A 19,820-nucleotide genomic window follows, 5' to 3' on the forward strand; every position below is an offset into this window, starting at 1 on the left:
CCGGCTACTGCGGCCCTTGGCTGGCAACACCCTTGCGCGGCCCGGCCCCAAGTCCGCCGAGCATCAGCAATACGGCACCGGGCAGACTGGAGACGAATACCAGGGCCCCGTATGCGATCGAAATGGCCACGCCCTGCGCGGGCGCCAGGCCCGCCAGCAGCCAGATGCCGGCCGCCGCGCCCTCGCGCAACCCCCAGCCGGCCACCGACAGCGGCAGTGCCATCGCCAGCAAGACCATCGGCACCAGCGGCAGCAAGCTTGTGGCCGGCAGGGGCACGCCGATTGCACGCGCGCTGCAGAAATAGACGGCGATATAGCTTGCCACCACCGCAAACGAGGCCAGCAACTGCTGCGGCAACACCGTTCGCGCCAGCATCGAATGACGCAGATCACGCCACAAGCGCGTCAGCGCCCGCCGCGAAAACCACAGGACTGCGGCACAGAAGGCTGCGATCACACCCGCAAGCTGCAGTTTCGGCGCAGTCGGGAACGTGGTCACGCTGCGCAGCAGAACCGGCGACGACAGCAGCGCCACAACGGCAACCACGATCAGCGCCACCTGCCCGGAGACCCGCTCGATCAGCACCGCATGCCATGCCCCGCGCACATCCTCGGCTTCAGACGCATGACGCCAGGCGCGACTCAGGTCACCGCCGACACCGCCGGGCAGCACCTGATTGAGAAAGGTGGCGAGGTAATACTCGCGAAACGCCCGCCCAAGGCTCAGATCGAGTCCCAGCCGGTGCGCAGTCAGGCGCCAGCGCCACGCTGAAACAAACACCTGCGGCACGCTGATTGCAAGCCCTGCCAGCACCCATCCCGGCGCCAGCGGGCCAAGCGCATCCAGCATTGATGCGGGCTCGAGCCACCATAACAATGCGCCGAGCGCAGCAATGCTGATAAAGGCCCGCAACAGGATGAACAGCCGTCTGCGCCGGCTTGTGGCCGCGAGACTCGACCTGGCTGCGCTCATCACTTGCGTGTCTGGGACGACGCATCAGGTCGCGCCTCGGCACCGGGCTGGGCGAACAGGTCCGCATGTCCGACCTCGAGTACCCCGCACGCACCTTGCAGGCGTTCGACCCTGCGCCGATGCCAGGCCGTAATCCGTGGTGTTTCGGCCGGACACTGGGCCTGCGCAGCATCGCACCAACCCTGGACCAGCGCGAGCGCCAGCGCCAGTTCGTCCGGGTCGGCGAGACGCAGCCGCCACGGGCTGGGGGCCAAGGCCACCTCGAACCCCTGCGCGCGCAAGGCCGTGGCAAACGCGGCCACCGCATCGGGGCCGAGCGCGCCGCCCACGCCCTTGTCCCGACGCTGGTGGTCATTGAACGCCGCACGCACGAAGGCATCGTCGACATCCACTTCTTCCTGCGCCGGCGCGCCATCCTCGCCGCTGAGGAGACGCCAGCGACCATCGACACTCAGCGTGATCAGGACCGCGCACCCGGCCTGCGCGCAAGCCAAGGCAAGCTGCTCGAGCCAGCCTGCATCGACCAGGTCGATCAGCGCCGATGCCGTGACCAGATCGGCGCCCGCCAGATGTGCAGGCTGCAAGGTGCGCAGATCGCAGCACTGCGTGCGCACTGCCAGCGCAGCCCCGTCTGCATCGCGCAGTTGCGTCGTGCGCGCCGCCGCGGCCGTGAGCAAGGCTGCATCGTGATCAAGCAGACGCCAGGATTGCGGCCCCGGCAGGCGCCCGGCGAGAAAAGCGGTGTTGGCACCGCTGCCGCAACCAAGGTCGAGCAGATGCAGGGCGGCACCGGACTCACGACTTCGGGCGCGGTCGAGCAGCCACTGCCGTGCGCGCGTACCCAGCCCGGCGTTGCGTGCCCTTGCATCGGGCCCGGCGCGCAGGGCCAGCCAGTCGGCACTGAACACCGCGTCCGGATGCGGGCCGACCGGCACACTCGGCGCCCGATCGTCGGTACCGGAGAGGGATGAATGCATCTCGGCCACCCTGATGCTCACACCGAATCCAGCACGCGCGCAAACTCCGCGGCGGCTTCCGCCCAGCCCCTGAGTCCGTCCCGTGCCTTGCGTGCCCCGTCACGCAGACGCTTGCGCAGTGCAGGCTCCTCGATCATGCGCCGCAGCGCATCGGCCAGTGCATCGACATCATCGACCGCCACCAGCAAGCCCGCCTCCGGCGGCAGGGTCTCGGCCAGCGCGCCGCCACGCGTGCACACCACCGGCAAGCCGCGCGCGAGCGCCTCGGTAATCACCATGCCATAACCTTCGTAATGCGATGCGAGCACGAAGCAATCCGCCGCCGCATAAGCCCCTGCGAGCTCGACGTCGGCCATCTCGCCATACAAACGCATCCGGTCACCCAGACCGGCGTCTTGAATCTGGCGTGCAATCCGCTGCGCATGGAGCGGATCGCGCAGCAGGCTGCCGATGCAGACGCACTCCCAGTCGAGTTCGCCCAGACGTTGCAAGGCCGCGACCAGCACCTCGTGCCCTTTCCGCGGCGTGATCGTTGCCACGCACAACATGCGCAGCGGGTGATGCCCACCCACGGCCACCGGCGCGGCCTGCACGCCCGGCACCACCACGCTGATGCATGAGGACGGCACCCCGAAATCCTGCAAGCGCCGCGCAGTGAACGCACTGGTGGTGACGACCGCCGCGACCGACGCAAGCGCCTCGGATTCGCTGCGCAGAAACAGCATCCGCTGCACCGAACCGATGTCGGACTCATCGGCAAGCGGATGATGAACCAGCGCAATGATGCGCAGCCGCCCAGCGTGGGTCTGGATGACATCCGGCAAGCCGCCCATGGCCAGCCCGTCGATCACCACACGGGAGTCGTCCGGCAAATCGGTCAACGCGCGGTCGAGCGCCTCCCAGGCCAGCTCGTCAGGCACCGGAAAACGCCCGGCCAGCCCCATGACCTCGACCTGCCAGCCACGCTCACGCAGGCCATCGACGATAAACGCGTCATAGCGATAGCCCCCAGTACGCTGACCCGGGTCGCCGGCGACGATGAAGCTGCAGCGTGGCGAAGCCTGATCGCTCACAAACGCCCCTCGTAGCTCGCCCAGGCAATGTGCGACTCATGCAGCGTGACCTTGAGCCCGGTTAGCCCGCGGCCGCCCTCGCCCAGTTCGCCATCACGAATCGCCACCGCCATGCGCTCAAAGATCACCCGCGCCATGAACTCGGTCGTGGTGTTGCGCCCCTTGAACGCGGCCTCCTCGTCCAGGTTGCGGAAGTTCAGCTCGGCCAGCTTTGCATGCAGCACGGTGCTGGCAAGACCGATGTCGACCACCAGACCATCGGCGTCGAGTTCCTCGCGCTGAAAGCAGGCATCGATCACATAGGTCGCGCCGTGCATGCGCTGCGCCGGGCCGAAGATCTCACCCTGAAAACTGTGGGCAATCATGATGTGGTCACGAACGTTCAGGCTGTACATGGAAGGGTCCTGTTGCAAGCATCAAGAAGAAAAGGGGTAGCGCACGGGCCATCGCCGGATCAAGCGCTCATCCGGCGGGCGACGGGTAGCGAATGCGATGGCACAAGGTGTTTGCATCGCGGTCGAGCACGCTTGCCATGACGGTCGGCAGATCGAAGAAGCTGCTCTCGCCGCTGATCAGTGCATCGAGCACCGGGTCGGTGAGCAAGGACAGCGCGAGTTCGAGCCGGCGCCGGTAGTCCCAGCGCGGCAGCCGGCCGGGCGGAATGCTGCCAACCTGGCTCGAACGCAGCGTCAGCCGGCGCACGTGAAAAGCCTCGCCCAGCGGCAGAGACACGGCCTGCCGCCCGAACCAGCTCATCTCCAGCACCATTGCCTCCTGCCCGGCAAGGCGGAGCGCATCGCGCAAGCCCGCAGCCTGCCCGCTGGCGTGAATCACCAGATCGCATTCCGGCGCCGCCGCTGACGGTGGCCGGAACCTGAGCCCGAGCGCGGTGGCAAGCTGCGCGCGCGACGCGTCGATATCGATCAGTTCCACCCGGCAGCCGGGCAGCCGGCTGCACAGCCAGGCCACCAGGCAGCCGACCACGCCGGCACCGATGACTGCGATCCGGTCGCCCACCGCAGGCGCCGCGTCCCACAGTGCATTGACCGCCGTCTCCATGTTGGCGGCAAGCACCGCGCGCGCCGCCGGCAAGCCCTCGGGCAGCACGGTCAGCGCAGACAGCGGCACCACGTAATCACACTGATGGGGGTAGAGGCAGAACACGGTCTTGCCGAGCAGGGCCTGGGCCGCCTCATCACTGCCGGCTGCCTCGACGACACCGACACTGGCGTAGCCATACTTGACCGGCGCAGGAAACTCGCCCTCCTGGAACGGCGCCCGCATGCGCGCGTATTCGCTCTCAGGCACCTCGCCATCGAACACCAGACGCTCGGTGCCACGGCTGATGCCGCTGTAGAGGGCACGAACCCTCAGCGCCCCTGCTGCCGGCGGCTCCAGCTCGGTATCGCGAATCTCGCCACGACCCGGCGCAACAGTCCAGAAAGCATGGGTACGCATAAGGCCATGAACTCCATCTCGACAAAGAGGGACTAAACCGACACAGGGCCTAGAGTATGCCGAAGCGAACCAAGGTCGTGTGCGCGTCTGTACGCTGTCAGCATCCGAGTCCGCTTGCAGGCGGGAGGTTCCCGCCACGGCGCGGTGCGCGCTGCGCCGAAGCAACTGTCATCATGGCCCGGCATCACCCCGGAATGGATACACAATGCAGAGTCGTCCCGCCCCACCTTCATCCGCACCGCTCGCCGCTTACGAACTCGCGGCCGGCCTGCTGCTGACCTGGGCATGTGCAGCGGGCGCAGCGGCAGTGCTCGGCCTGCCTGCTGGCGTGCAGTTCGCAGCAGTACTGATCTATCTCGGAATGGCCGGCCTCATCCTGCGCGCCTGGCCACGCCTGCAGCAGTCGCTGGGTGCAGCGAACCGGGTCACACTGCTGCGCGCCTGTCTGGTTTCCATCATCGCCGGAGCGGCGTGGTTTCCCGACGCACTGGCGGCGAATGCGCTCCCGCTTGCGATCCTAAGCACCGCGGCGCTCGCGCTCGACGGGCTGGATGGCTGGGTTGCGCGGCGCAGCAACAGCACAAGTGCATTCGGCGCCCGCTTTGACATGGAGCTCGACGCCTTCTTCATCCTCGCGCTGTCTTTCGCAGTGTGGCAACTCGACAAGGCCGGTGCGTGGGTGCTGGCAATCGGCGCAATGCGCTATGTCTTCGTGCTCGCCATGCACCCCTTGCCCTGGCTCGGCGCGGCTTTGCCTGACAGCTTCCGGCGCAAGGTGGTGTGCGTGTGGCAGGTCGGCAGCCTGCTCGTGTGCCTGCTGCCTGCAGTCTCCGCGACCGCCGCCACTGCAATACTGCTCGTTTCACTGACTACACTGAGCATATCGTTTGCACTCGACATCGGCTGGCTTTTTCAGCACGCCCGCAGGTCGGGTGCCAGTCCCCAGTCCTGAAAAGGAGTCCGGTCATGAATACCCTGCGTCTCTCCTCCAAGCTTCTGTTCGCACTGCTGCTGTCCGCAGCCGGCATGCCCGCTGCACTGGCCGCACCGCAAACCTACGAGATCGATCCGGAGCATTTCTCGATCGGCTTCCAGGTGCAACATGTCGGCTACGCCAGTGTGATCGGCCTCTTCCTCGAGGCCGGCGGGCAGTTCGTGTACGACGAGGACACCCGCCAGCTCAGTTCGGGCCGCGTCGTGGTTGCCGCCGACAGCGTCTTCACCAATCACAAGAAGCGCGACGGTCACCTGCGCGACCGCGATTTTCTGCAGGCCAAACGCTATCCCGAGATCGTCTTCGAAGCCAGCAAATTCACGCCGGGCGAGAACAATACCGGCAAGCTCGAAGGCATGTTGACGCTGCGCGGCGAAACGCGGCCAGTGGTCCTCGACGTGACCCTGAACAAGGCCGCCAGCTATCCCTTCGGGCATCGCAAGCACACGCTCGGCATCTCGGCCCGAACCACACTGCTCAGAAGCGAATGGGGCATGACCTACGCGGTGAAGGATGACATGGTGTCGGACCAGGTCGAGATGCGCTTCGAACTGGAGGCCGTGCGGCAGTAAACCGGGCAGGAGCGGTCTGAACGGGCTTGCGCTACCATGCACGACACCAACCGGATCAGAGCCATGAAGAAAATCGATCACAGCAAACTCGACCAGATCGTTGCCGATGCCCGCCGCAACGCCGATGCCCGCAGCGACGGCTACCGTGAGCGCGCGCTGAAGATCTACCCATGGATCTGCGGTCGGTGCGCACGCACCTTCACCCACGCCAACCTGCGCGAACTCACCGTCCATCACCGCGACCACAACCACGACAACAATCCCTCCGACGGCAGCAACTGGGAGCTGTTGTGCATCTACTGCCACGACAACGAACACCAGCGCCAGCTCGAAGCCCAGGCCGGTGGCAGCACCATGACCGACAACGGAACCGTGGCCACGCATTCACCGTTTGCGGACTTGAAGGCCCGACTGGCAGGCAAGAAAAGCTGAACCCTCTGCGCCCGGGTCGCCCGACCGGCGCAGAAACGGTCTTCTATACTGCAGGAACAACACCAGACTCAGCGGAGGAGACCACCATGTCGGATCACGTATACAAAATCGTCGAGCTTGTCGGTTCATCGCCAGTCAGCAGCGACGAAGCCATCCGCAACGCCATCGCCAAGGCGGGGCAAAGCATTCGTCACATGGACTGGTTTGAGGCCACCGAGATTCGAGGCCATATTTCTGACGGGCAGATCGCTCACTTCCAGGTGAAGGTGAAAGTGGGCTTCCGCCTGGAGGATTGAGCGCCGCAGCGTTTGCCGAGCAGCAGTGATGTTTCGCGTATGGGGATGGCGATGAGCGAACTCAATCTCTCGATCTCTGTTGCAGGGCTGGCGCTCCCGCAGTGGGAGCAGGCCTTTCGCACCACCCTGCTGGCCGAGCCCGACGCCAAGGCACTCGCCCTCGCCCCCGTCCGCAGCGCGGGCACGCTGGGCGCACGCCGCAGCAGCGCGATCAAGGTGAAGGGCGCTGCAGGCACCGACGGTGCCGATGCCACGATCAAGCTTGTTGGCATCGTGCTGTCGGCCCTTTCGCTGGCCGTCGCCAGCGCCCAGCTCGCGATTGCGACAGGCGACAGGCCCGCGGTGCAAAGCGCAATCACCTGCACCATCGAAGGTCCTGACGGCACCCGGGAATTGCGCATCGAGAATGCAGGCATCGTGCCCGAAAGCCTGCTGCGCGACTGCCTGAAATCGACCGGAACGCCAAGCCGTATCCAGGCCAGGGCAGATGCCACGCCCCGATGAACGCAGTGAGGCGGTCGCACGGCTGCGGGGCTCCAGCCGCGAACTGATTTCGCGCCTGCCGGAAAGCGGGGAAGCTCTGCTGGTGCTGACCTGCGGCGTCGTCGCCATCAATGAAAGCTACGCCTATGCGAAAACGGTCAGTGGATTCGAAGCAGAGGTCGATGACCGCTTCATCCGCTGTGTTTACGGCGTGTCGCACGAAGCCGTCCACATGGTGCAGTTGCTGTCGACCCGCTTCGTGCTCGACATCGCGATCGAGTATGCCAACCTGTGCGCCCGAACCCAGCAGCACCTGAAGGCCGGGACGCCCGAAAAGGACTGGCTGGCCGGTCTGCTCACGGACTACCGCGCAACCCGAAGCCGTTTTGCCGCGTCCGGGCCGGGATTCTCGACGCTTCAGGTCCTCGAAACCCAGGCCGTGATCGAAGGCTTTCGTGGCGCCTTTTCCCGATACTCGGAGCTGGGCCTGGCAAAAACCGTACAGATCGCGCACGGAATCGAATCCGACTATGCAGAAGCCATCGGCCGCCTGCTGGCCGGCTTCGGCTTCAGCTTCACTTTCAACGTCGTGCCCAAACTGTGCTGGCTCGCGTTGCACACGCCCGACCCGGGAAAGTCCTTTACCCAGGCCCTGCTCTCACTCGGCGACACCGACGTGAGCCCGCTGGAGAAAATGAGTGCGTGCGAGATCTGCGATGCCTTCGGGGCAGCCCCGACCGGACTCGCACGTTCGATGCGGGTACGCGTACCCGCGGTGCGCGATCATGCCGTTCATGTCCTGCTCGGCGATTACTTCGATGTGCTGGAGCAGGAAACCGACCCCGAAGCCTATCTGCAACGGGTCATGCACCCGGGCCGCAGTTCGGGGGGCGAACAGCGCGTCGCCCTGGCAGACCTCATGCCGCCGCTGACCATCTTCAACGACGATGGCTTCCAGATGAACGGCCCGCTCAAGGACCAGGGCTGGGACGCCGCGGATCCGCTGATCCGGATCTCCACCCTCACCACGCAAACACTGGAGTGGCTGGACGAACGCGCAGACGAAATGCCATGCACCCCGACGTAATCCGGGGCGGCCCGCTGACAAGCCGTTCAGCGCAGTGCCTCAGTCCGGTTGTCAAAACCGCTTCTGATGGCCTCGACCCTGCGCCGGTTTGCACCAAAATCGTAGTACCCGGTACGTGATGCCGAGCGCAGCTGAATCTCGCCTGCCGGGCCGAAGCGGAAGATCACGTCATCGACGAATCCGAACACCGCCGAGCGAAATTCGGCGTGAATGTCATTGCCCGCGTCCTGTTTGACCTGCGCGCCGCCCATGCCACGAAGCACCGCAAGCAGGCGCTTGCGCGCATCGGCCTCGTCGCCCGTGTAACGCAGCGGCGCCACCCGGCGGCCTTCGTCTGCTGCCTGCGACGACACGCAGTTCGGTGATGCCGGACACGGCTCGAGACCATCGGCCGCAAGCACCTCACCGGCAAGCGCGAAGCTGCCGGCACATCCCGTCGCGAGCAGCGCAACTGCGATCCCCGCAGCCCAGCGCGATATCTTCATGTGCACCTCAGATCAGAAAGAACGGACGAAACACGGAAAGGAGCCAGCACTGTTTTCACCGTTGCGGCGCTCCTCCTCTTCGACGCCATTCTACGCGGCGCCTTCGTTGCCCGCCCCCACGTCGCCCGCGAGGAGTTCATCTGATGCCTTCAGCCCCGCACCCGGGATGGTGGGGTTCCCGACAAGTCGGGGCACAGTTTGAATAGCCCGTTGGAGATACCGGATTGTGACAGGCGTGCCGGATGCCTCATTTTTCTCTTGCACGAATCGCCTCTTGTACTAAGATAGTAATTAATTACTTACTTCGTACAAGAGGCAGTCGTGGATACCCCGCCGAAGCACCTTCCTGCGGACGAGCGTCGTGCCGTCACCGTCGAGTCCGTCGTGGCACTTGCCGGCGCGCAGAACCCGAGCGAGATCACCACTGCGGCGATCGCCAAACACATGAACCTGACTCAGGGCGCGCTGTTCAGGCACTTCCCGAACAAGGAGTCCATCTGGAAGGCGGTCATGGAGTGGGTCGCAGAACGCCTGCTGGCCAGAATAGACCTGTCTGCTCAGGGAATCGAGTCGCCCCTGGCAGCCATGGAGGCGATGTTCATGTCACATGTCGAATTCGTGATCGAGCACCCTGGCGTACCCAGAATGATGTTTGGCGAACTTCAGCGCGCCGAATCGACACCTGCCAAGCGCATGGTGCAGACCCTGATCGAGCGCTATGGCGAACGCCTGCATCGTCTCATCGACACGGGCAAGGCCAGCGGCGAGATCCCCGCCTCTCTTGATAACGCGGCGGCGGCGACGCTGTTCATCGGCACGGTTCAGGGGCTGGTCATGCAATCACTGCTGGCAGGCGATGTGGGACGCATGCGCCGCGATGCACCGCAGGTTTTCGCGATCTACCGCCGCGGCATAAGGAGTGCGCAATGAAAAAGTTTCCCTTGCAAGGGCGCACCCTCGCGCTGCTTGCGGTCATCATTCCTCTTCTTGCGCTGTTCATCTATGTCGGCCTGCGATCGGGCCCACTGGCGCCGGTTGCAGTGACGCTTGCAAGCGTGGAGTCGCGCGCGGTCACGCCTGCGCTTTTCGGTATCGGCACGGTAGAGACACGTTACACGTACAAGATCGGACCGACTTTTGCAGGACGCATAAAGAGCCTTGACGTGCATGTCGGCGATCAGGTCAAGGCCGGACAGCTCCTCGGCGAAATGGATCCGGTCGACCTCGATGACCGGGTTCGCTCTCAGGGGTCGGCATTGAAAAGTGCACAGGCGGCCTTGCGCGAGGCACAAGCACGGCAGTCCTACGCGGAAACCCAGGCTCATCGCTATGAGCGATTACGCACCTTGCGCTCTGCCAGCGAGGAACTCGCAAGCACCAAGCGACAGGAACTGCAGATCGCCGAGGCTGCACTCTCCGCGGCCCGGGAAGAGCTCGGCCGTGCCCGCGCCAACCGCGAAGGACTCGTCGCACAAAGGAGCAATCTGCGCCTGATCGCGCCCGTCGATGGCATCGTCGCCACGCGCGACGCCGACCCCGGGACGACCATCGTTGCCGGGCAGTCCGTTGTAGAGGTGATCGACCCCACGAGCTTCTGGGTCAGCGTACGTTTCGACCAGGTGAGTGCATCCGGACTCGCTGGAGGACTGCCCGCCCATATCGTCCTGCGTTCGCGCAGCGGCACGATGCTGGAAGGGCATGTGCTGCGGGTGGAACCCAGGGCTGACGCCGTGACCGAGGAGATACTCGCCAAAGTGATTTTCAACAGCATCCCCCAGCCACTGCCGCCCCTGGGTGAGCTGGCCGAAGTCACCGTCGAGTTGCCGACGCTCGCTGCAGCCCCGGTGGTCTCGAACGCGGCGATTCACCGTAACGGCGACAGCGTGGGGGTGTGGACAATCGCGGATGGCGATCTGCATTTCACCCCCGTGAAACTCGGAGCCGCAGACCTTGATGGCTACGTGCAGGTGCGCGAGGGGCTCAAGGATGGGGACCAGGTAGTGACCTATAGCGAAAAGGCGCTGACGGAGAACAGCCGCTTCCATGTCGTCGACCGCATCCCGGGAGTCTCAAAATGATCAGCCTTGCCGGCCGCGACATTCTCCACGCCTGGGGAAAGTTCGTCTTCACCGGCATCGGCCTGGGTCTGCTGATCGGCGTGACCCTCGTCATGGCCGGGGTGTACCGGGGCATGGTCGATGACGGCAGAGCCCTGCTCGACAACAGCGGCGCAGACCTCTGGGTGGTGCAGAAGGACACGCTCGGGCCCTATGCAGAGTCGTCCAGCCTCAACGACGACGTGTATCGCACCCTCCTTGCCATGCCGGGGGTGGCCCGCGCCGCAAACGTGACCTACCTGACCATGCAGGCAAGAAAGGGTGAGCGCGATATCCGTACCATGGTGGTCGGCATTGCACCCGGCGCAGTGGGGGGCACGCCGGGCTGGCCGCCCTATCTCGTCGCCGGGCGCCAGATCACGCGGGGTCACTACGAAGCAGTAGCCGATATCGCCACCGGCTTCCAGCTCGACGACGTACTGAAAATCCGCCGCAACCAGTACACCGTCGTGGGGCTGACAAGGCGGATGGTGTCGTCCGCCGGTGACCCCATGGTATTCATTCCGCTCAAGGATGCGCAGGAAGCCCAGTTCCTCAAGGACAACGACGCCATCTGGCAGAGCCGGCGTCGTACCGAAGCCAACCCGGCCTTCAACCAGCCCGGCGTTCCGGGTCTGCTGGATGCCGTCATCGCGTCACAGAGCACCAATGCATTCGTCAACGCGGTGCTCGTCACGCTGAAGCCAGGCCACGCGCCGGACGAGGTCGCCGAATCCATCCGGCGCTGGAAGCGTCTGACGGTCTACACCCGGGCGCAGATGGAAGGCATCCTCGTCGGCAAGCTGATCGCAACCTCGGCCAAGCAGATCGGCATGTTCCTGGTGATTCTGGCCATTGTCAGCGCTGCAATCGTGGCCTTCATCATCTACTCGCTGACGATGGACAAGATCCGCGAGATCGCGGTGTTGAAGCTCATCGGCACACGCAACAGAACGATCGCCGCAATGATCATGCAGCAGGCACTCGCCTTGGGCGTGATTGGCTTCGTGGTCGGCAAGATCGCAGCCACGTTCTCTGCACCCCTGTTCCCGAAATACGTTCTGCTGATGCCGCTCGACTCCATCGCAGGCTTCTTCGCCGTACTCGCAATCTGCGTACTGGCCAGCATCGTCGCCATTCGCACGGCGCTGAAGGTCGATCCGGCCGAGGCCATTGGAGGATGAGATGAGCGGCAAAGGCATCCGCATCGAAGGTTTGAGAAAACGATATGGCCAAGGCGACACCGCAGTCGACGCCCTCAAGGGTGTAGACATGCAGGTGGCACCGGGTGAGGTGGTGGGGCTGATCGGCCCCTCGGGCTCCGGCAAGAGCACCCTGCTGAAATGCCTCGGCGCGGTGATCGACCCGACCGCCGGTCGCATGACGCTGGGCGATGAAGTGATCTACGACGAGCGCTGGAAAGTCCGCGATCTGCGTGCCTTGCGCCGCGACAAGATCGGTTTCGTATTCCAGGCGCCGTACCTGATTCCGTTTCTCGACGTCACGGACAACGTCGCACTGCTGCCGATGCTCGCCGGCGTCACAAATGGTGCGTCACGGGAAAAGGCCCTGGAACTGCTGACGGCGCTCGATGTGCAACACCGGGCGCACGCCATGCCCTCGCAACTCTCCGGAGGCGAGCAACAGCGGGTCGCGATCGCGCGCGGCCTGGTCAACCGCCCCCCGGTAATCCTCGCCGATGAACCCACCGCCCCGCTGGACTCCGAGCGTGCGATGGCAGTGATCCGCATCCTCAACGACATGGCCCGGAAGTTCGAGACAGCCATCATCGTCGTCACCCATGACGAAAAAATCATCCCCACGTTCAAGCGCATCTACCACATCCGGGACGGCGTCACGCACGAGGAAGCCGGTGAAGGGCGGGGATTCGAATGAGAGAAGGACTGCGTTCCGTCAGACACTCGTGACGGCTCCCCGCGACGCCCGTCGAACCACCCTGACATCATACATTTGTGGCATACCTTCGATGTTCGCAAGGGGAAATGATGAGCAAGGTGGTCGATTTCCATGTTGATGGCTGGCATTACATCTGGGTTGCGTCCGACGGCTAGCAGGTGGCCTCTGCCTTCAGGAGAGCAACTACAGAACCCACATGGTCCTCATGGAGGATTCGATCTACTTCTACCGGGATACCACCCGCCCTGCCCTGACACCAACCAGTGAGCCTCGTTAATGGCCATGTGTTCGCCATTCATCAGGATCTGACGCTACCGCCCCGGAAACCACATGAACGCCAGACCCATCAGCGAAATTCTCTACCGGCACGATCCCGCGCATACAGGATGCAATGTTTGCGAGGACATGGTGGACGAATACGACAGGATCGCAGATGCGATAGCAGACATTCCTGCTGCAAGCCTCAGCTTTGAGGCATTTCGGGCAGTCATGATTGACTCGTTCTTCGACGACGCCTTTGCCGACGGTGATCTTGAACGCTGCTATCGGGAAATCATCATGGAGTCTGCCGATTCGCACCGGCCAATGGGAACATAGCCAAGCCATGCGCCACAGAACCTGCGTGATTGAACGTCATGAAATCACCATCTTGCACAAGTCGTGCCGACACCTGACCGCTAACAGGCTTATTTATATTCAATCAATCTAATTACAAGGCACCCGTAAAATGATGGCAACACTTGAACGCGCAATCGCCCTTGCTGCTGAAGCTCACACTGGACAGGTCGATAAGGCAGGACAGCCTTACATCCTCCACCCCTTGCGGGTCATGCTCAGGGTCCGCACCGACGAAGAGCGGATCGCTGCAGTGCTTCATGACGTTGTCGAAGACACGCACGTCACCCTTGAAGCACTCGCGCAGGAAGGCTTTTCACAAGCCATTCTGACCGCCGTTGCGGCACTGACCAAGCTACCCGGAGAAACTCGTCTGGAGGCGGCGTCGAGGGCCGCGGTTGATTCTGTCGCACGCACAGTCAAGCTCGCCGACAACACTGAAAACATGGATCTGAGCCGGATCGAGAACCCGACGGAAAAGGACTTTGCGAGACTGAAGGAGTATGAAAGCGTCCGCGCCCTGCTGCTCAGCGCGACTTCGAACTAAGGCTTGGTCCTGCTGAAAGACTGCTGCATACCGACGTATCACGGGAGCACAGCGACAGCGCGAGCAGCACGCAGCAATACCTAGCGAAAGTCAGGCTGCCGTGAACGAATAAAACCGGGAAGCACTGTTTTCAGTTGCTTTCCCGGCTTTCTCCGGAACATCCCGGACTTGTTCGTGGTGGACCGAATGAGGATCGAACTCACGACCTCCGCATTGCGAACGCGGCGCTCTCCCAGCTGAGCTATCGGCCCATCGAGCGATTATTATATGAACACACCCGCTTGAATGGAAGCCTCGGCGTCAGGTTTCATCCTGGTCAGCACCCGAGCCGACGACAGCGCGGCCGAGGCGGTCGGCGATGGCTCGCCAGGCGTCGTCCGCCGGCAGCGCTTCGAGCAGGATGAAGTCTGCACCACTGGCGTCGAGTTCGCGCAGACTGGCATAGAGATCGTGCCCGTAGGCGGCCACATCAGCCGACGCTGCATGCCAGATGAACCGGGCATCATGCGGATCAGCGACGGTGTGGGCCAGCACGGCTACGCGACTGCCCTCACCTGCCAGGGTTGCGGCCTCTTCGATGAGTTGCGCAGCGGCCAGCATTTTGAGCGGAGTTGCCGGTGCGTAGTGTGCAGCGAGGGCACCTGACACGCGCGGCGTATTTTCATCGGGCCCGGCCTTCTGCGCAGCGGCACTGCCTGCATCGGCCTCACCACGCACGCGCGGCCGACGGCCAATGATGCGTGCAATGTCGTCTGCGGTGATCGCGCCGGGGCGCAGGATCTCGGGTGTGTCGCGCGAGAAGTCGAGAATGGTGGACTCAATGCCCACTGCACAGGCGCCGCCGTCGAGCACCATCGCCACCTTGTCGCCGAGTTCTTCCTGAACATGGGCGGCCGTGGTCGGACTGATGCGACCGAAACGGTTGGCGCTTGGCGCAGCAATGCCGGAGTCGAAGACCTGCAGCAGCGCGATCGCGATCGAATGCGAGGGCACACGCAGACCAACCGTATCCTGACCACCCGTCACCTCGTCCGGCACGCCGGCTTCGCGTTTCAGGATGAGGGTGAGCGGGCCGGGCCAGAACGCGCGGGCCAGCGCAATCGCTTCTTTCGGAATGCTCGAGGCCCAACGCGTCATGTGGCTGGCATCGGGCAGATGAACGATCAGCGGATGATCGGCCGGGCGCCCCTTTGCCGCAAAAATCCTTGCCACCGCTTCAGGGTTGAGCGCATCCGCCCCCAGCCCGTAGACGGTTTCGGTCGGCATGCCGACGATGTCGCCTGCACGCAGCAAATCGGCCGCGCGCTGAATGGCGGTGAGGGTGGGCGGCTCGATAAGGCCACGCGCCGGGGCAGGCGCGGCGTTCGGCGCGCTCATTCGTCGCTGATGCCGATGGCTGCACGGGCCTGCAGCGCGAGCGCGAGCACCTGATCGCCATTGTCGCCGGTCACGGTGAAGTGCCCCATCTTGCGACCGGGACGTGCATGGTGCTTGCCGTACAGATGCAGGCGCAGGCCGGGCACGGCATGCAGCACAGGCCAGTCGGGCTCACGATAGCTGCCGTGACCTTTGAAGTCCTCGTACCAGAGTTCGCCAAGCAGATTGACCATCACCGCAATCGAATGCTGACGCGGACGGGCGAGCGGCAGACCGCACAGCGCCCTCACCTGCTGTTCGTACTGGCTGGCGTCACAAGCGTCGATGGTGTGGTGGCCGCTGTTGTGCGGGCGTGGCGCCATCTCGTTTACAAACAGTTCGCCGCCGCAGACGAAGAACTCGACCCCGAGGGTGCCGATATAGCCCAGCTTGCCCGCCAGACGCTCGGCGATGTCCTGCGCGCGCAACTGCACGGCCTCGGTGACAAAGGGCGAAGCCTGAGCCGGGGCCACGGTGACGTCGAGAATGCCGTTGCGATGGCGGTTCTCGCCCGCTGCAAAACAGCACACCGTGCCGGCCTCGTCGCGAGCGAGCACCACCGACACTTCGTAATCGAGCTTGAGCATCTTCTCCAGCACACAGGGCTCGCCCTTGAAGTGCTGAAATGCGGCAAGCGCCTCGTCCCGGCTGGCAACGCGCGCCTGACCCTTGCCGTCATAGCCGAAGCGGGCAATCTTGAGCACCGCCGGAAACAGCGCATCTGCGGCGCCGCGAAGATCGTCCTCGCAGCGGATGATGGCGAAGGGGCCGTGCGGCACTTCGTTTTCCGCCAGAAACGACTTCTCGGCGATACGGTTCTGACACACCGCCACTGCACTCGCAGACGGATGTACGGGGATGAACTTTGCGAGGTAATCCAGCGTATCCGCAGGGACGTTCTCGAACTCGGTGGTCACGGCCGCGCATTCTGCGGCCATCGCATCGAGTGCCACATAGTCGTCGTAGGCAGCCACCAGGTGATGATCGGCGAGCAAACCCGCAGGGCTGTGCGGATCCGGGTCGAGCACCCAGACCTTGTAGCCCATTTCATGGGCAGCCGAAACGAAAAAGCGGCCAAGCTGGCCGCCGCCGAGCATGCCTAGGGTGGCGGGCGGAAGAATCATGATGTGCGCCTTTCAGTCCAGCTTCATGTCCAGCACCGACTGCGTCTGACGGGCGCGGAAGGCGTCGAGTTTTTCGGCCAGGGCGGCGTCGTCGTTGGCCAGCAGCGCAATGGCGAACAGGCCGGCGTTGGCTGCGCCTGCTTCACCAATGGCGAAGGTCGCGACCGGAATGCCCTTGGGCATCTGCACGATGGAGAGCAGCGAGTCCTTGCCCGACAGTGCCTTCGACTGCACCGGCACACCGAGCACCGGCAGCGTGGTCTTGGCGGCAACCATGCCCGGCAGATGAGCAGCGCCGCCGGCGCCGGCGATGATCGCCTTCAGGCCACGACCGCGCGCGCTTTCGGCGTACTCGAACATGAGATCGGGCGTGCGGTGGGCGGAGACAACCCGTGCCTCGAAGGGCACACCGAACTCTTCCAGCATCCGTGCAGCAGCCTGCATGGTGGGCCAATCGGAGTTGGAGCCCATGATGATGCCGACGACCGGCTGCATATCACTCATTATCTTGTCCTTGAAACTTACTTGCCCGCGGCGCGAGCGGCGCGGTCGGCGGAAATCACGGTGTTTTCGAGCAGCATGGTGATGGTCATCGGCCCCACACCGCCGGGCACCGGGGTGATGAGACCGGCAACATCCTTCGACGATTCGAAGTCGACGTCACCGCACAGCTTGCCGTCCGGCAGACGGTTGATGCCGACGTCGATTACCGTTGCACCCGGCTTGATCATGTCGCCGGTAACGAAACGCGGCTTGCCGATGGCCGCCACCAGGATGTCGGCGCGGCGGGTATGGAAGAGCAGATCGCGCGTTTTCGAGTGACACACGGTGACCGTTGCACCGGCGTTGGTCAGCAGCATCGCCATAGGCTTGCCGACGATATTGGAACGACCAATGACCACGGCCTCGGCGCCTGCAAGCGCCACGCCCTCGGCCTCGAACATCTTCATCACGCCGTGCGGCGTACAGGGCAGGAAGGCTTCCTGGTTCTGCGACAGGCGGCCAACGTTCTCGGCGTGAAAGCCGTCGACGTCCTTGGTCACGCTGATCGCTTCGAGCACGGCGGCTTCGTCGAACTGCGGCGGCAGCGGCAGCTGCACCAGAATGCCATGCACAGCGGGATCGGCGTTGAGCTCGGCGAGCTTGGCCATGACCTCGGCCGGCGCGACATCGGCCGCGTAATCGAGCCGCAGCGAGCGGATGCCGGCTTTCTCGCAGGCCGACACCTTGTTGCGCACATACACTGCGGAAGCGGGGTTCTCACCCACCAGGATGACCGCCAGACAGGGTTGCACACCGCGCGCGGTCAGTGCAGCAGCGCGTTCGGCAATTTCGCCGCGTACCCGGGCCGAAAGGGCGTTGCCATCAATAATGCGAGCGGTCATCGCTGGAGCCTCGAAAAAGCTCGTAATTTTAGCAGCATCGACGCGTGCTGCGAGGCACGAGGCGAAATCTGCTCCGATTCCGATCCCGCAAACGCACTGAAGCGCCCCGCCGGTGCTCAGTCGGGCTCTGACAGATCCGGGCACTTCAGACCGATCCGGGTCACACGTCCGGCGTCGTCCATGTCGCGCACGGTAAGCAGAAAACTGCCGATACGAACACGGTCGCCGACGACGACGCGTCGTCCGAGCCGATGCAGCATCAGGTCGCGAAGCGCAAGCGAGGCTTCTCCCGCCTCGATCTCGAAACCGTAGGCCTGGGCAAGGTCGACCGCCGGGCAGTCGGGATCGACCACGAACTCTCCGAAAAAGCGCGCGTTGGCCGACAGTTCGTTGGATGCGCCCGCATTGAACGTGCTGGCAAGGGGCTCGGCGTAGGCGTCGGCCGCCGCGAACCAGACGGCATCGCCCGCCTGCAGGCGCGTATCGCGCTGCAAGGCCTGCAAACGGCCACGGCGCACCAGCGACACGCAGCGTACCGACAGCTCGCCGTGCGCTGCCGCGATATCGTCCGGATGAACGCCCTCCGCACGGGAGCCCGCCGCGACGCGGTATTCCAGCAGATCGAGCGAGGCCTTGTCGCCGACCCAGACCTCACGCCGATCGAAAGGCTCGTCACGCGCCGGCACCTCAACCTTCAGCCAGCGCGCCGCGATCGGCACGGTCGCACCCTGCACCAGCAAGGACACCAGCACCACCGCGAAAGCCACATCGAACAGCAGGCGCGAGTCGGGGATGCCCATCATCACCGGCACGATGGCCAGCACGATCGGCACCGCACCCCGCAGCCCGACCCAGGAGATGTACGCGAGCTCGCGCGGCCGGTAACGAAAGGGCAAGAGCCCGGTCAGCACGGCCAGCGGGCGGGCAACGAGCATCAGAAACACCGCCATCAGCAGCGCCTGCGGCCCGTGCGTGAGCAGCTGCGACGGCGTCACCAGCAGCCCCAGCACGAGGAACATGCCGGCCTGAGCCAGCCACGCCAGCCCGTCCATGACGCGCAGCACGTGTTCGGTGGCATGACAGCGGCGGTTGCCCACGACGAGGCCGGCAATGTAGACCGCGAGGAAGCCGCTGCCGTCGATGAGATTGCAGGCGGCAAAGATCATCAGCCCGCCGGACACGATCAGGAGTGCATACAGCCCTTCGGCCAGCTTCAGCTTGACCAGCAGGCGCGCCAGCACGAGTCCGCCGACGAGGCCGAGCATGCCGCCGATGACAAGCTGCGACACCAGCATGAGGGCAAACCGTCCGGCGCTCGCCTGCTCGGGCATCAGCAACATTTCCACCAGCGCGGTCACCAGCAGGATGGCCATCGGATCGTTGGCGCCGGACTCGATCTCGAGCGTGGCCTTGACCCGCTCGTTGAGGCGCACGCCACTGTTGCGCAACAGCGCAAACACGGCTGCAGCATCGGTGGAGCCCACAATCGCGGCCAGCAACATGCCGAGCCGCCAGTCGACATCGAGCAGCCAGGTGGCAAACAGGCCCAGCAGCAATGCTGTGCCGACAACCCCCCAGGTCGCGAGCACCGCCGCCGGCCACAGCGCGACCCGAAAGCTGGAGATGCGGGTGCGCAGTCCGCCGTCGAGCAGGATCACGGCGAGGGCAAGGTGTCCGACCAGCGTGGCCATGCTGAAGTCGTCGAAGCGAATGCCGCCCGGCCCGTCCTCCCCGGCAAGCATGCCGACAACAAGAAACAGCAACAGCAGGGGCAGGCCAAGACGTGCAGACACGGTGCTGGCCAGCACACTAATGAATAGCAGGACGCCTGCGAGAAGAAAGAGTGCGTTGAGGGCGGTCATGGACGAAATGCGGGTGGCAGGCGGTGCA

23 protein-coding genes and 1 tRNA gene are annotated in these 19,820 nt (G+C 64.3%); 12 read left to right on the top strand and 12 right to left on the bottom strand.

What is annotated here, in order from left to right:
• Positions 1–4 precede the first annotated feature (4 nt).
• From CEW87_RS20330 to CEW87_RS20350, 5 genes are all read right to left on the bottom strand, one after another.
• On the bottom strand, positions 5–973 hold the full coding sequence (locus CEW87_RS20330) for a lysylphosphatidylglycerol synthase transmembrane domain-containing protein (protein ID WP_108975945.1): 969 nt from the start codon (positions 971–973) through the stop codon (positions 5–7).
• Positions 973–1,971 carry a methyltransferase domain-containing protein gene (locus CEW87_RS20335; RefSeq protein WP_234421597.1) on the bottom strand — a complete coding sequence of 333 codons (999 nt, stop codon included), beginning with the start codon at positions 1,969–1,971 and terminating at the stop codon, positions 973–975. Before CEW87_RS20335 ends, CEW87_RS20330 begins: the two co-directional genes overlap by 1 nt.
• Positions 1,968–3,023 (bottom strand): glycosyltransferase family 4 protein, encoded by a 1,056-nt coding sequence (locus tag CEW87_RS20340; protein WP_108975947.1) that lies wholly within the window; start codon positions 3,021–3,023, stop codon positions 1,968–1,970. The genes CEW87_RS20335 and CEW87_RS20340 overlap by 4 nt, the downstream gene beginning before the upstream one ends.
• Entirely contained in the window at positions 3,020–3,418 is a 399-nt protein-coding gene (locus CEW87_RS20345) for a 6-pyruvoyl trahydropterin synthase family protein (protein WP_108948796.1), read from the bottom strand. The genes CEW87_RS20340 and CEW87_RS20345 overlap by 4 nt, the downstream gene beginning before the upstream one ends.
• A gap of 67 nt (positions 3,419–3,485) precedes the next feature.
• Positions 3,486–4,481, bottom strand: coding sequence for a zinc-dependent alcohol dehydrogenase (locus CEW87_RS20350; RefSeq protein ID WP_108975949.1), 996 nt, complete (start codon positions 4,479–4,481; stop codon positions 3,486–3,488).
• A gap of 205 nt (positions 4,482–4,686) precedes the next feature.
• Between CEW87_RS20350 and CEW87_RS20355 the strand changes: the two genes are divergently transcribed.
• The 6 genes from CEW87_RS20355 to CEW87_RS20380 all read left to right on the top strand — a co-directional run bounded on the left by CEW87_RS20355 (position 4,687) and on the right by CEW87_RS20380 (position 8,345).
• Positions 4,687–5,433 carry a CDP-alcohol phosphatidyltransferase family protein gene (locus CEW87_RS20355; RefSeq protein WP_234421598.1) on the top strand — a complete coding sequence of 249 codons (747 nt, stop codon included), beginning with the start codon at positions 4,687–4,689 and terminating at the stop codon, positions 5,431–5,433.
• Positions 5,434–5,447: 14 nt separating this feature from the next.
• Positions 5,448–6,047: a YceI family protein gene (locus tag CEW87_RS20360; RefSeq protein WP_108975951.1), complete on the top strand. Its 600-nt coding sequence runs from the start codon at positions 5,448–5,450 to the stop codon at positions 6,045–6,047.
• A gap of 63 nt (positions 6,048–6,110) precedes the next feature.
• Complete coding sequence (locus CEW87_RS20365) at positions 6,111–6,479, top strand: YajD family HNH nuclease (protein WP_108977420.1); 369 nt, start codon at positions 6,111–6,113, stop codon at positions 6,477–6,479.
• 86 nt (positions 6,480–6,565) lie between these two features.
• Positions 6,566–6,775 carry a dodecin gene (locus CEW87_RS20370; RefSeq protein ID WP_108975953.1) on the top strand — a complete coding sequence of 70 codons (210 nt, stop codon included), beginning with the start codon at positions 6,566–6,568 and terminating at the stop codon, positions 6,773–6,775.
• Between the two features lie 51 nt (positions 6,776–6,826).
• A complete protein-coding gene (locus tag CEW87_RS20375; protein ID WP_159098224.1) occupies positions 6,827–7,279 on the top strand; it encodes a hypothetical protein in 453 nt (150 codons plus the stop codon).
• Entirely contained in the window at positions 7,263–8,345 is a 1,083-nt protein-coding gene (locus CEW87_RS20380; protein WP_108975957.1) for a hypothetical protein, read from the top strand. The genes CEW87_RS20375 and CEW87_RS20380 overlap by 17 nt, the downstream gene beginning before the upstream one ends.
• A 26-nt stretch (positions 8,346–8,371) precedes the next feature.
• Here the strand turns inward: CEW87_RS20380 and CEW87_RS20385 are convergent, their stop codons facing one another.
• Positions 8,372–8,830 carry a DUF1499 domain-containing protein gene (locus CEW87_RS20385; protein WP_108975958.1) on the bottom strand — a complete coding sequence of 153 codons (459 nt, stop codon included), beginning with the start codon at positions 8,828–8,830 and terminating at the stop codon, positions 8,372–8,374.
• Positions 8,831–9,151: 321 nt separating this feature from the next.
• Between CEW87_RS20385 and CEW87_RS20390 the strand changes: the two genes are divergently transcribed.
• The 6 genes from CEW87_RS20390 (at position 9,152) to CEW87_RS20415 (ending at position 14,005) form a co-directional block, all read left to right on the top strand.
• Positions 9,152–9,760: a TetR/AcrR family transcriptional regulator gene (locus tag CEW87_RS20390; RefSeq protein WP_108975960.1), complete on the top strand. Its 609-nt coding sequence runs from the start codon at positions 9,152–9,154 to the stop codon at positions 9,758–9,760.
• A complete protein-coding gene (locus CEW87_RS20395) occupies positions 9,757–10,908 on the top strand; it encodes an efflux RND transporter periplasmic adaptor subunit (protein ID WP_108975962.1) in 1,152 nt (383 codons plus the stop codon). Before CEW87_RS20390 ends, CEW87_RS20395 begins: the two co-directional genes overlap by 4 nt.
• Entirely contained in the window at positions 10,905–12,110 is a 1,206-nt protein-coding gene (locus CEW87_RS20400) for an ABC transporter permease (RefSeq protein WP_108975964.1), read from the top strand. The genes CEW87_RS20395 and CEW87_RS20400 overlap by 4 nt, the downstream gene beginning before the upstream one ends.
• Before the next feature lies 1 nt (position 12,111).
• Positions 12,112–12,822, top strand: coding sequence for an ABC transporter ATP-binding protein (locus tag CEW87_RS20405; RefSeq protein ID WP_108975966.1), 711 nt, complete (start codon positions 12,112–12,114; stop codon positions 12,820–12,822).
• Positions 12,823–13,173: 351 nt separating this feature from the next.
• On the top strand, positions 13,174–13,440 hold the full coding sequence (locus CEW87_RS20410; RefSeq protein ID WP_108975968.1) for a hypothetical protein: 267 nt from the start codon (positions 13,174–13,176) through the stop codon (positions 13,438–13,440).
• Positions 13,441–13,570: 130 nt separating this feature from the next.
• Positions 13,571–14,005, top strand: coding sequence for an HD domain-containing protein (locus tag CEW87_RS20415; protein ID WP_199917077.1), 435 nt, complete (start codon positions 13,571–13,573; stop codon positions 14,003–14,005).
• Between the two features lie 175 nt (positions 14,006–14,180).
• Here CEW87_RS20415 and CEW87_RS20420 read toward each other — a convergent pair.
• The 6 genes from CEW87_RS20420 to CEW87_RS20445 all read right to left on the bottom strand — a co-directional run bounded on the left by CEW87_RS20420 (position 14,181) and on the right by CEW87_RS20445 (position 19,792).
• Positions 14,181–14,256: transfer RNA gene (locus CEW87_RS20420), tRNA-Ala, on the bottom strand.
• Positions 14,257–14,305: 49 nt separating this feature from the next.
• A complete protein-coding gene (locus tag CEW87_RS20425; protein WP_108975970.1) occupies positions 14,306–15,382 on the bottom strand; it encodes an L-threonylcarbamoyladenylate synthase in 1,077 nt (358 codons plus the stop codon).
• Positions 15,379–16,545 (bottom strand): 5-(carboxyamino)imidazole ribonucleotide synthase, encoded by a 1,167-nt coding sequence (locus CEW87_RS20430; RefSeq protein WP_108975972.1) that lies wholly within the window; start codon positions 16,543–16,545, stop codon positions 15,379–15,381. Before CEW87_RS20430 ends, CEW87_RS20425 begins: the two co-directional genes overlap by 4 nt.
• A gap of 12 nt (positions 16,546–16,557) precedes the next feature.
• Entirely contained in the window at positions 16,558–17,049 is a 492-nt protein-coding gene (gene purE / locus CEW87_RS20435) for a 5-(carboxyamino)imidazole ribonucleotide mutase (protein ID WP_108975974.1), read from the bottom strand.
• 17 nt (positions 17,050–17,066) lie between these two features.
• Entirely contained in the window at positions 17,067–17,930 is an 864-nt protein-coding gene (gene folD / locus CEW87_RS20440; RefSeq protein WP_108975976.1) for a bifunctional methylenetetrahydrofolate dehydrogenase/methenyltetrahydrofolate cyclohydrolase FolD, read from the bottom strand.
• 116 nt (positions 17,931–18,046) lie between these two features.
• Positions 18,047–19,792, bottom strand: coding sequence for a potassium/proton antiporter (locus tag CEW87_RS20445; RefSeq protein WP_108975978.1), 1,746 nt, complete (start codon positions 19,790–19,792; stop codon positions 18,047–18,049).
• Between the last annotated feature and the right edge of the window lie 28 nt (positions 19,793–19,820).

Source organism: Parazoarcus communis, from assembly GCF_003111665.1.
GTDB lineage: Bacteria > Pseudomonadota > Gammaproteobacteria > Burkholderiales > Rhodocyclaceae > Parazoarcus > Parazoarcus communis_B.

Bases quoted from the DNA above. Each gene is read 5' to 3' on its own strand.
- CEW87_RS20330 (WP_108975945.1), bottom strand. From the start codon at position 973: ATGAGCGCAGCCAGGTCGAGTCTCGCGGCCACAAGCCGGCGCAGACGG.
- CEW87_RS20345 (WP_108948796.1), bottom strand. From the start codon at position 3,418: ATGTACAGCCTGAACGTTCGTGACCACATCATGATTGCCCACAGTTTT.
- CEW87_RS20430 (WP_108975972.1), bottom strand. From the start codon at position 16,545: ATGATTCTTCCGCCCGCCACCCTAGGCATGCTCGGCGGCGGCCAGCTT.
- CEW87_RS20380 (WP_108975957.1), top strand. From the start codon at position 7,263: ATGCCACGCCCCGATGAACGCAGTGAGGCGGTCGCACGGCTGCGGGGC.
- CEW87_RS20395 (WP_108975962.1), top strand. From the start codon at position 9,757: ATGAAAAAGTTTCCCTTGCAAGGGCGCACCCTCGCGCTGCTTGCGGTC.
- CEW87_RS20445 (WP_108975978.1), bottom strand. From the start codon at position 19,792: ATGACCGCCCTCAACGCACTCTTTCTTCTCGCAGGCGTCCTGCTATTC.
- CEW87_RS20365 (WP_108977420.1), top strand. From the start codon at position 6,111: ATGAAGAAAATCGATCACAGCAAACTCGACCAGATCGTTGCCGATGCC.
- CEW87_RS20375 (WP_159098224.1), top strand. From the start codon at position 6,827: ATGAGCGAACTCAATCTCTCGATCTCTGTTGCAGGGCTGGCGCTCCCG.
- CEW87_RS20425 (WP_108975970.1), bottom strand. From the start codon at position 15,382: ATGAGCGCGCCGAACGCCGCGCCTGCCCCGGCGCGTGGCCTTATCGAG.
- CEW87_RS20405 (WP_108975966.1), top strand. From the start codon at position 12,112: ATGAGCGGCAAAGGCATCCGCATCGAAGGTTTGAGAAAACGATATGGC.
- CEW87_RS20385 (WP_108975958.1), bottom strand. From the start codon at position 8,830: ATGAAGATATCGCGCTGGGCTGCGGGGATCGCAGTTGCGCTGCTCGCG.
- CEW87_RS20355 (WP_234421598.1), top strand. From the start codon at position 4,687: ATGCAGAGTCGTCCCGCCCCACCTTCATCCGCACCGCTCGCCGCTTAC.
- CEW87_RS20370 (WP_108975953.1), top strand. From the start codon at position 6,566: ATGTCGGATCACGTATACAAAATCGTCGAGCTTGTCGGTTCATCGCCA.
- purE (WP_108975974.1), bottom strand. From the start codon at position 17,049: ATGAGTGATATGCAGCCGGTCGTCGGCATCATCATGGGCTCCAACTCC.
- folD (WP_108975976.1), bottom strand. From the start codon at position 17,930: ATGACCGCTCGCATTATTGATGGCAACGCCCTTTCGGCCCGGGTACGC.
- CEW87_RS20360 (WP_108975951.1), top strand. From the start codon at position 5,448: ATGAATACCCTGCGTCTCTCCTCCAAGCTTCTGTTCGCACTGCTGCTG.
- CEW87_RS20410 (WP_108975968.1), top strand. From the start codon at position 13,174: ATGAACGCCAGACCCATCAGCGAAATTCTCTACCGGCACGATCCCGCG.
- CEW87_RS20415 (WP_199917077.1), top strand. From the start codon at position 13,571: ATGATGGCAACACTTGAACGCGCAATCGCCCTTGCTGCTGAAGCTCAC.
- CEW87_RS20350 (WP_108975949.1), bottom strand. From the start codon at position 4,481: ATGCGTACCCATGCTTTCTGGACTGTTGCGCCGGGTCGTGGCGAGATT.
- CEW87_RS20400 (WP_108975964.1), top strand. From the start codon at position 10,905: ATGATCAGCCTTGCCGGCCGCGACATTCTCCACGCCTGGGGAAAGTTC.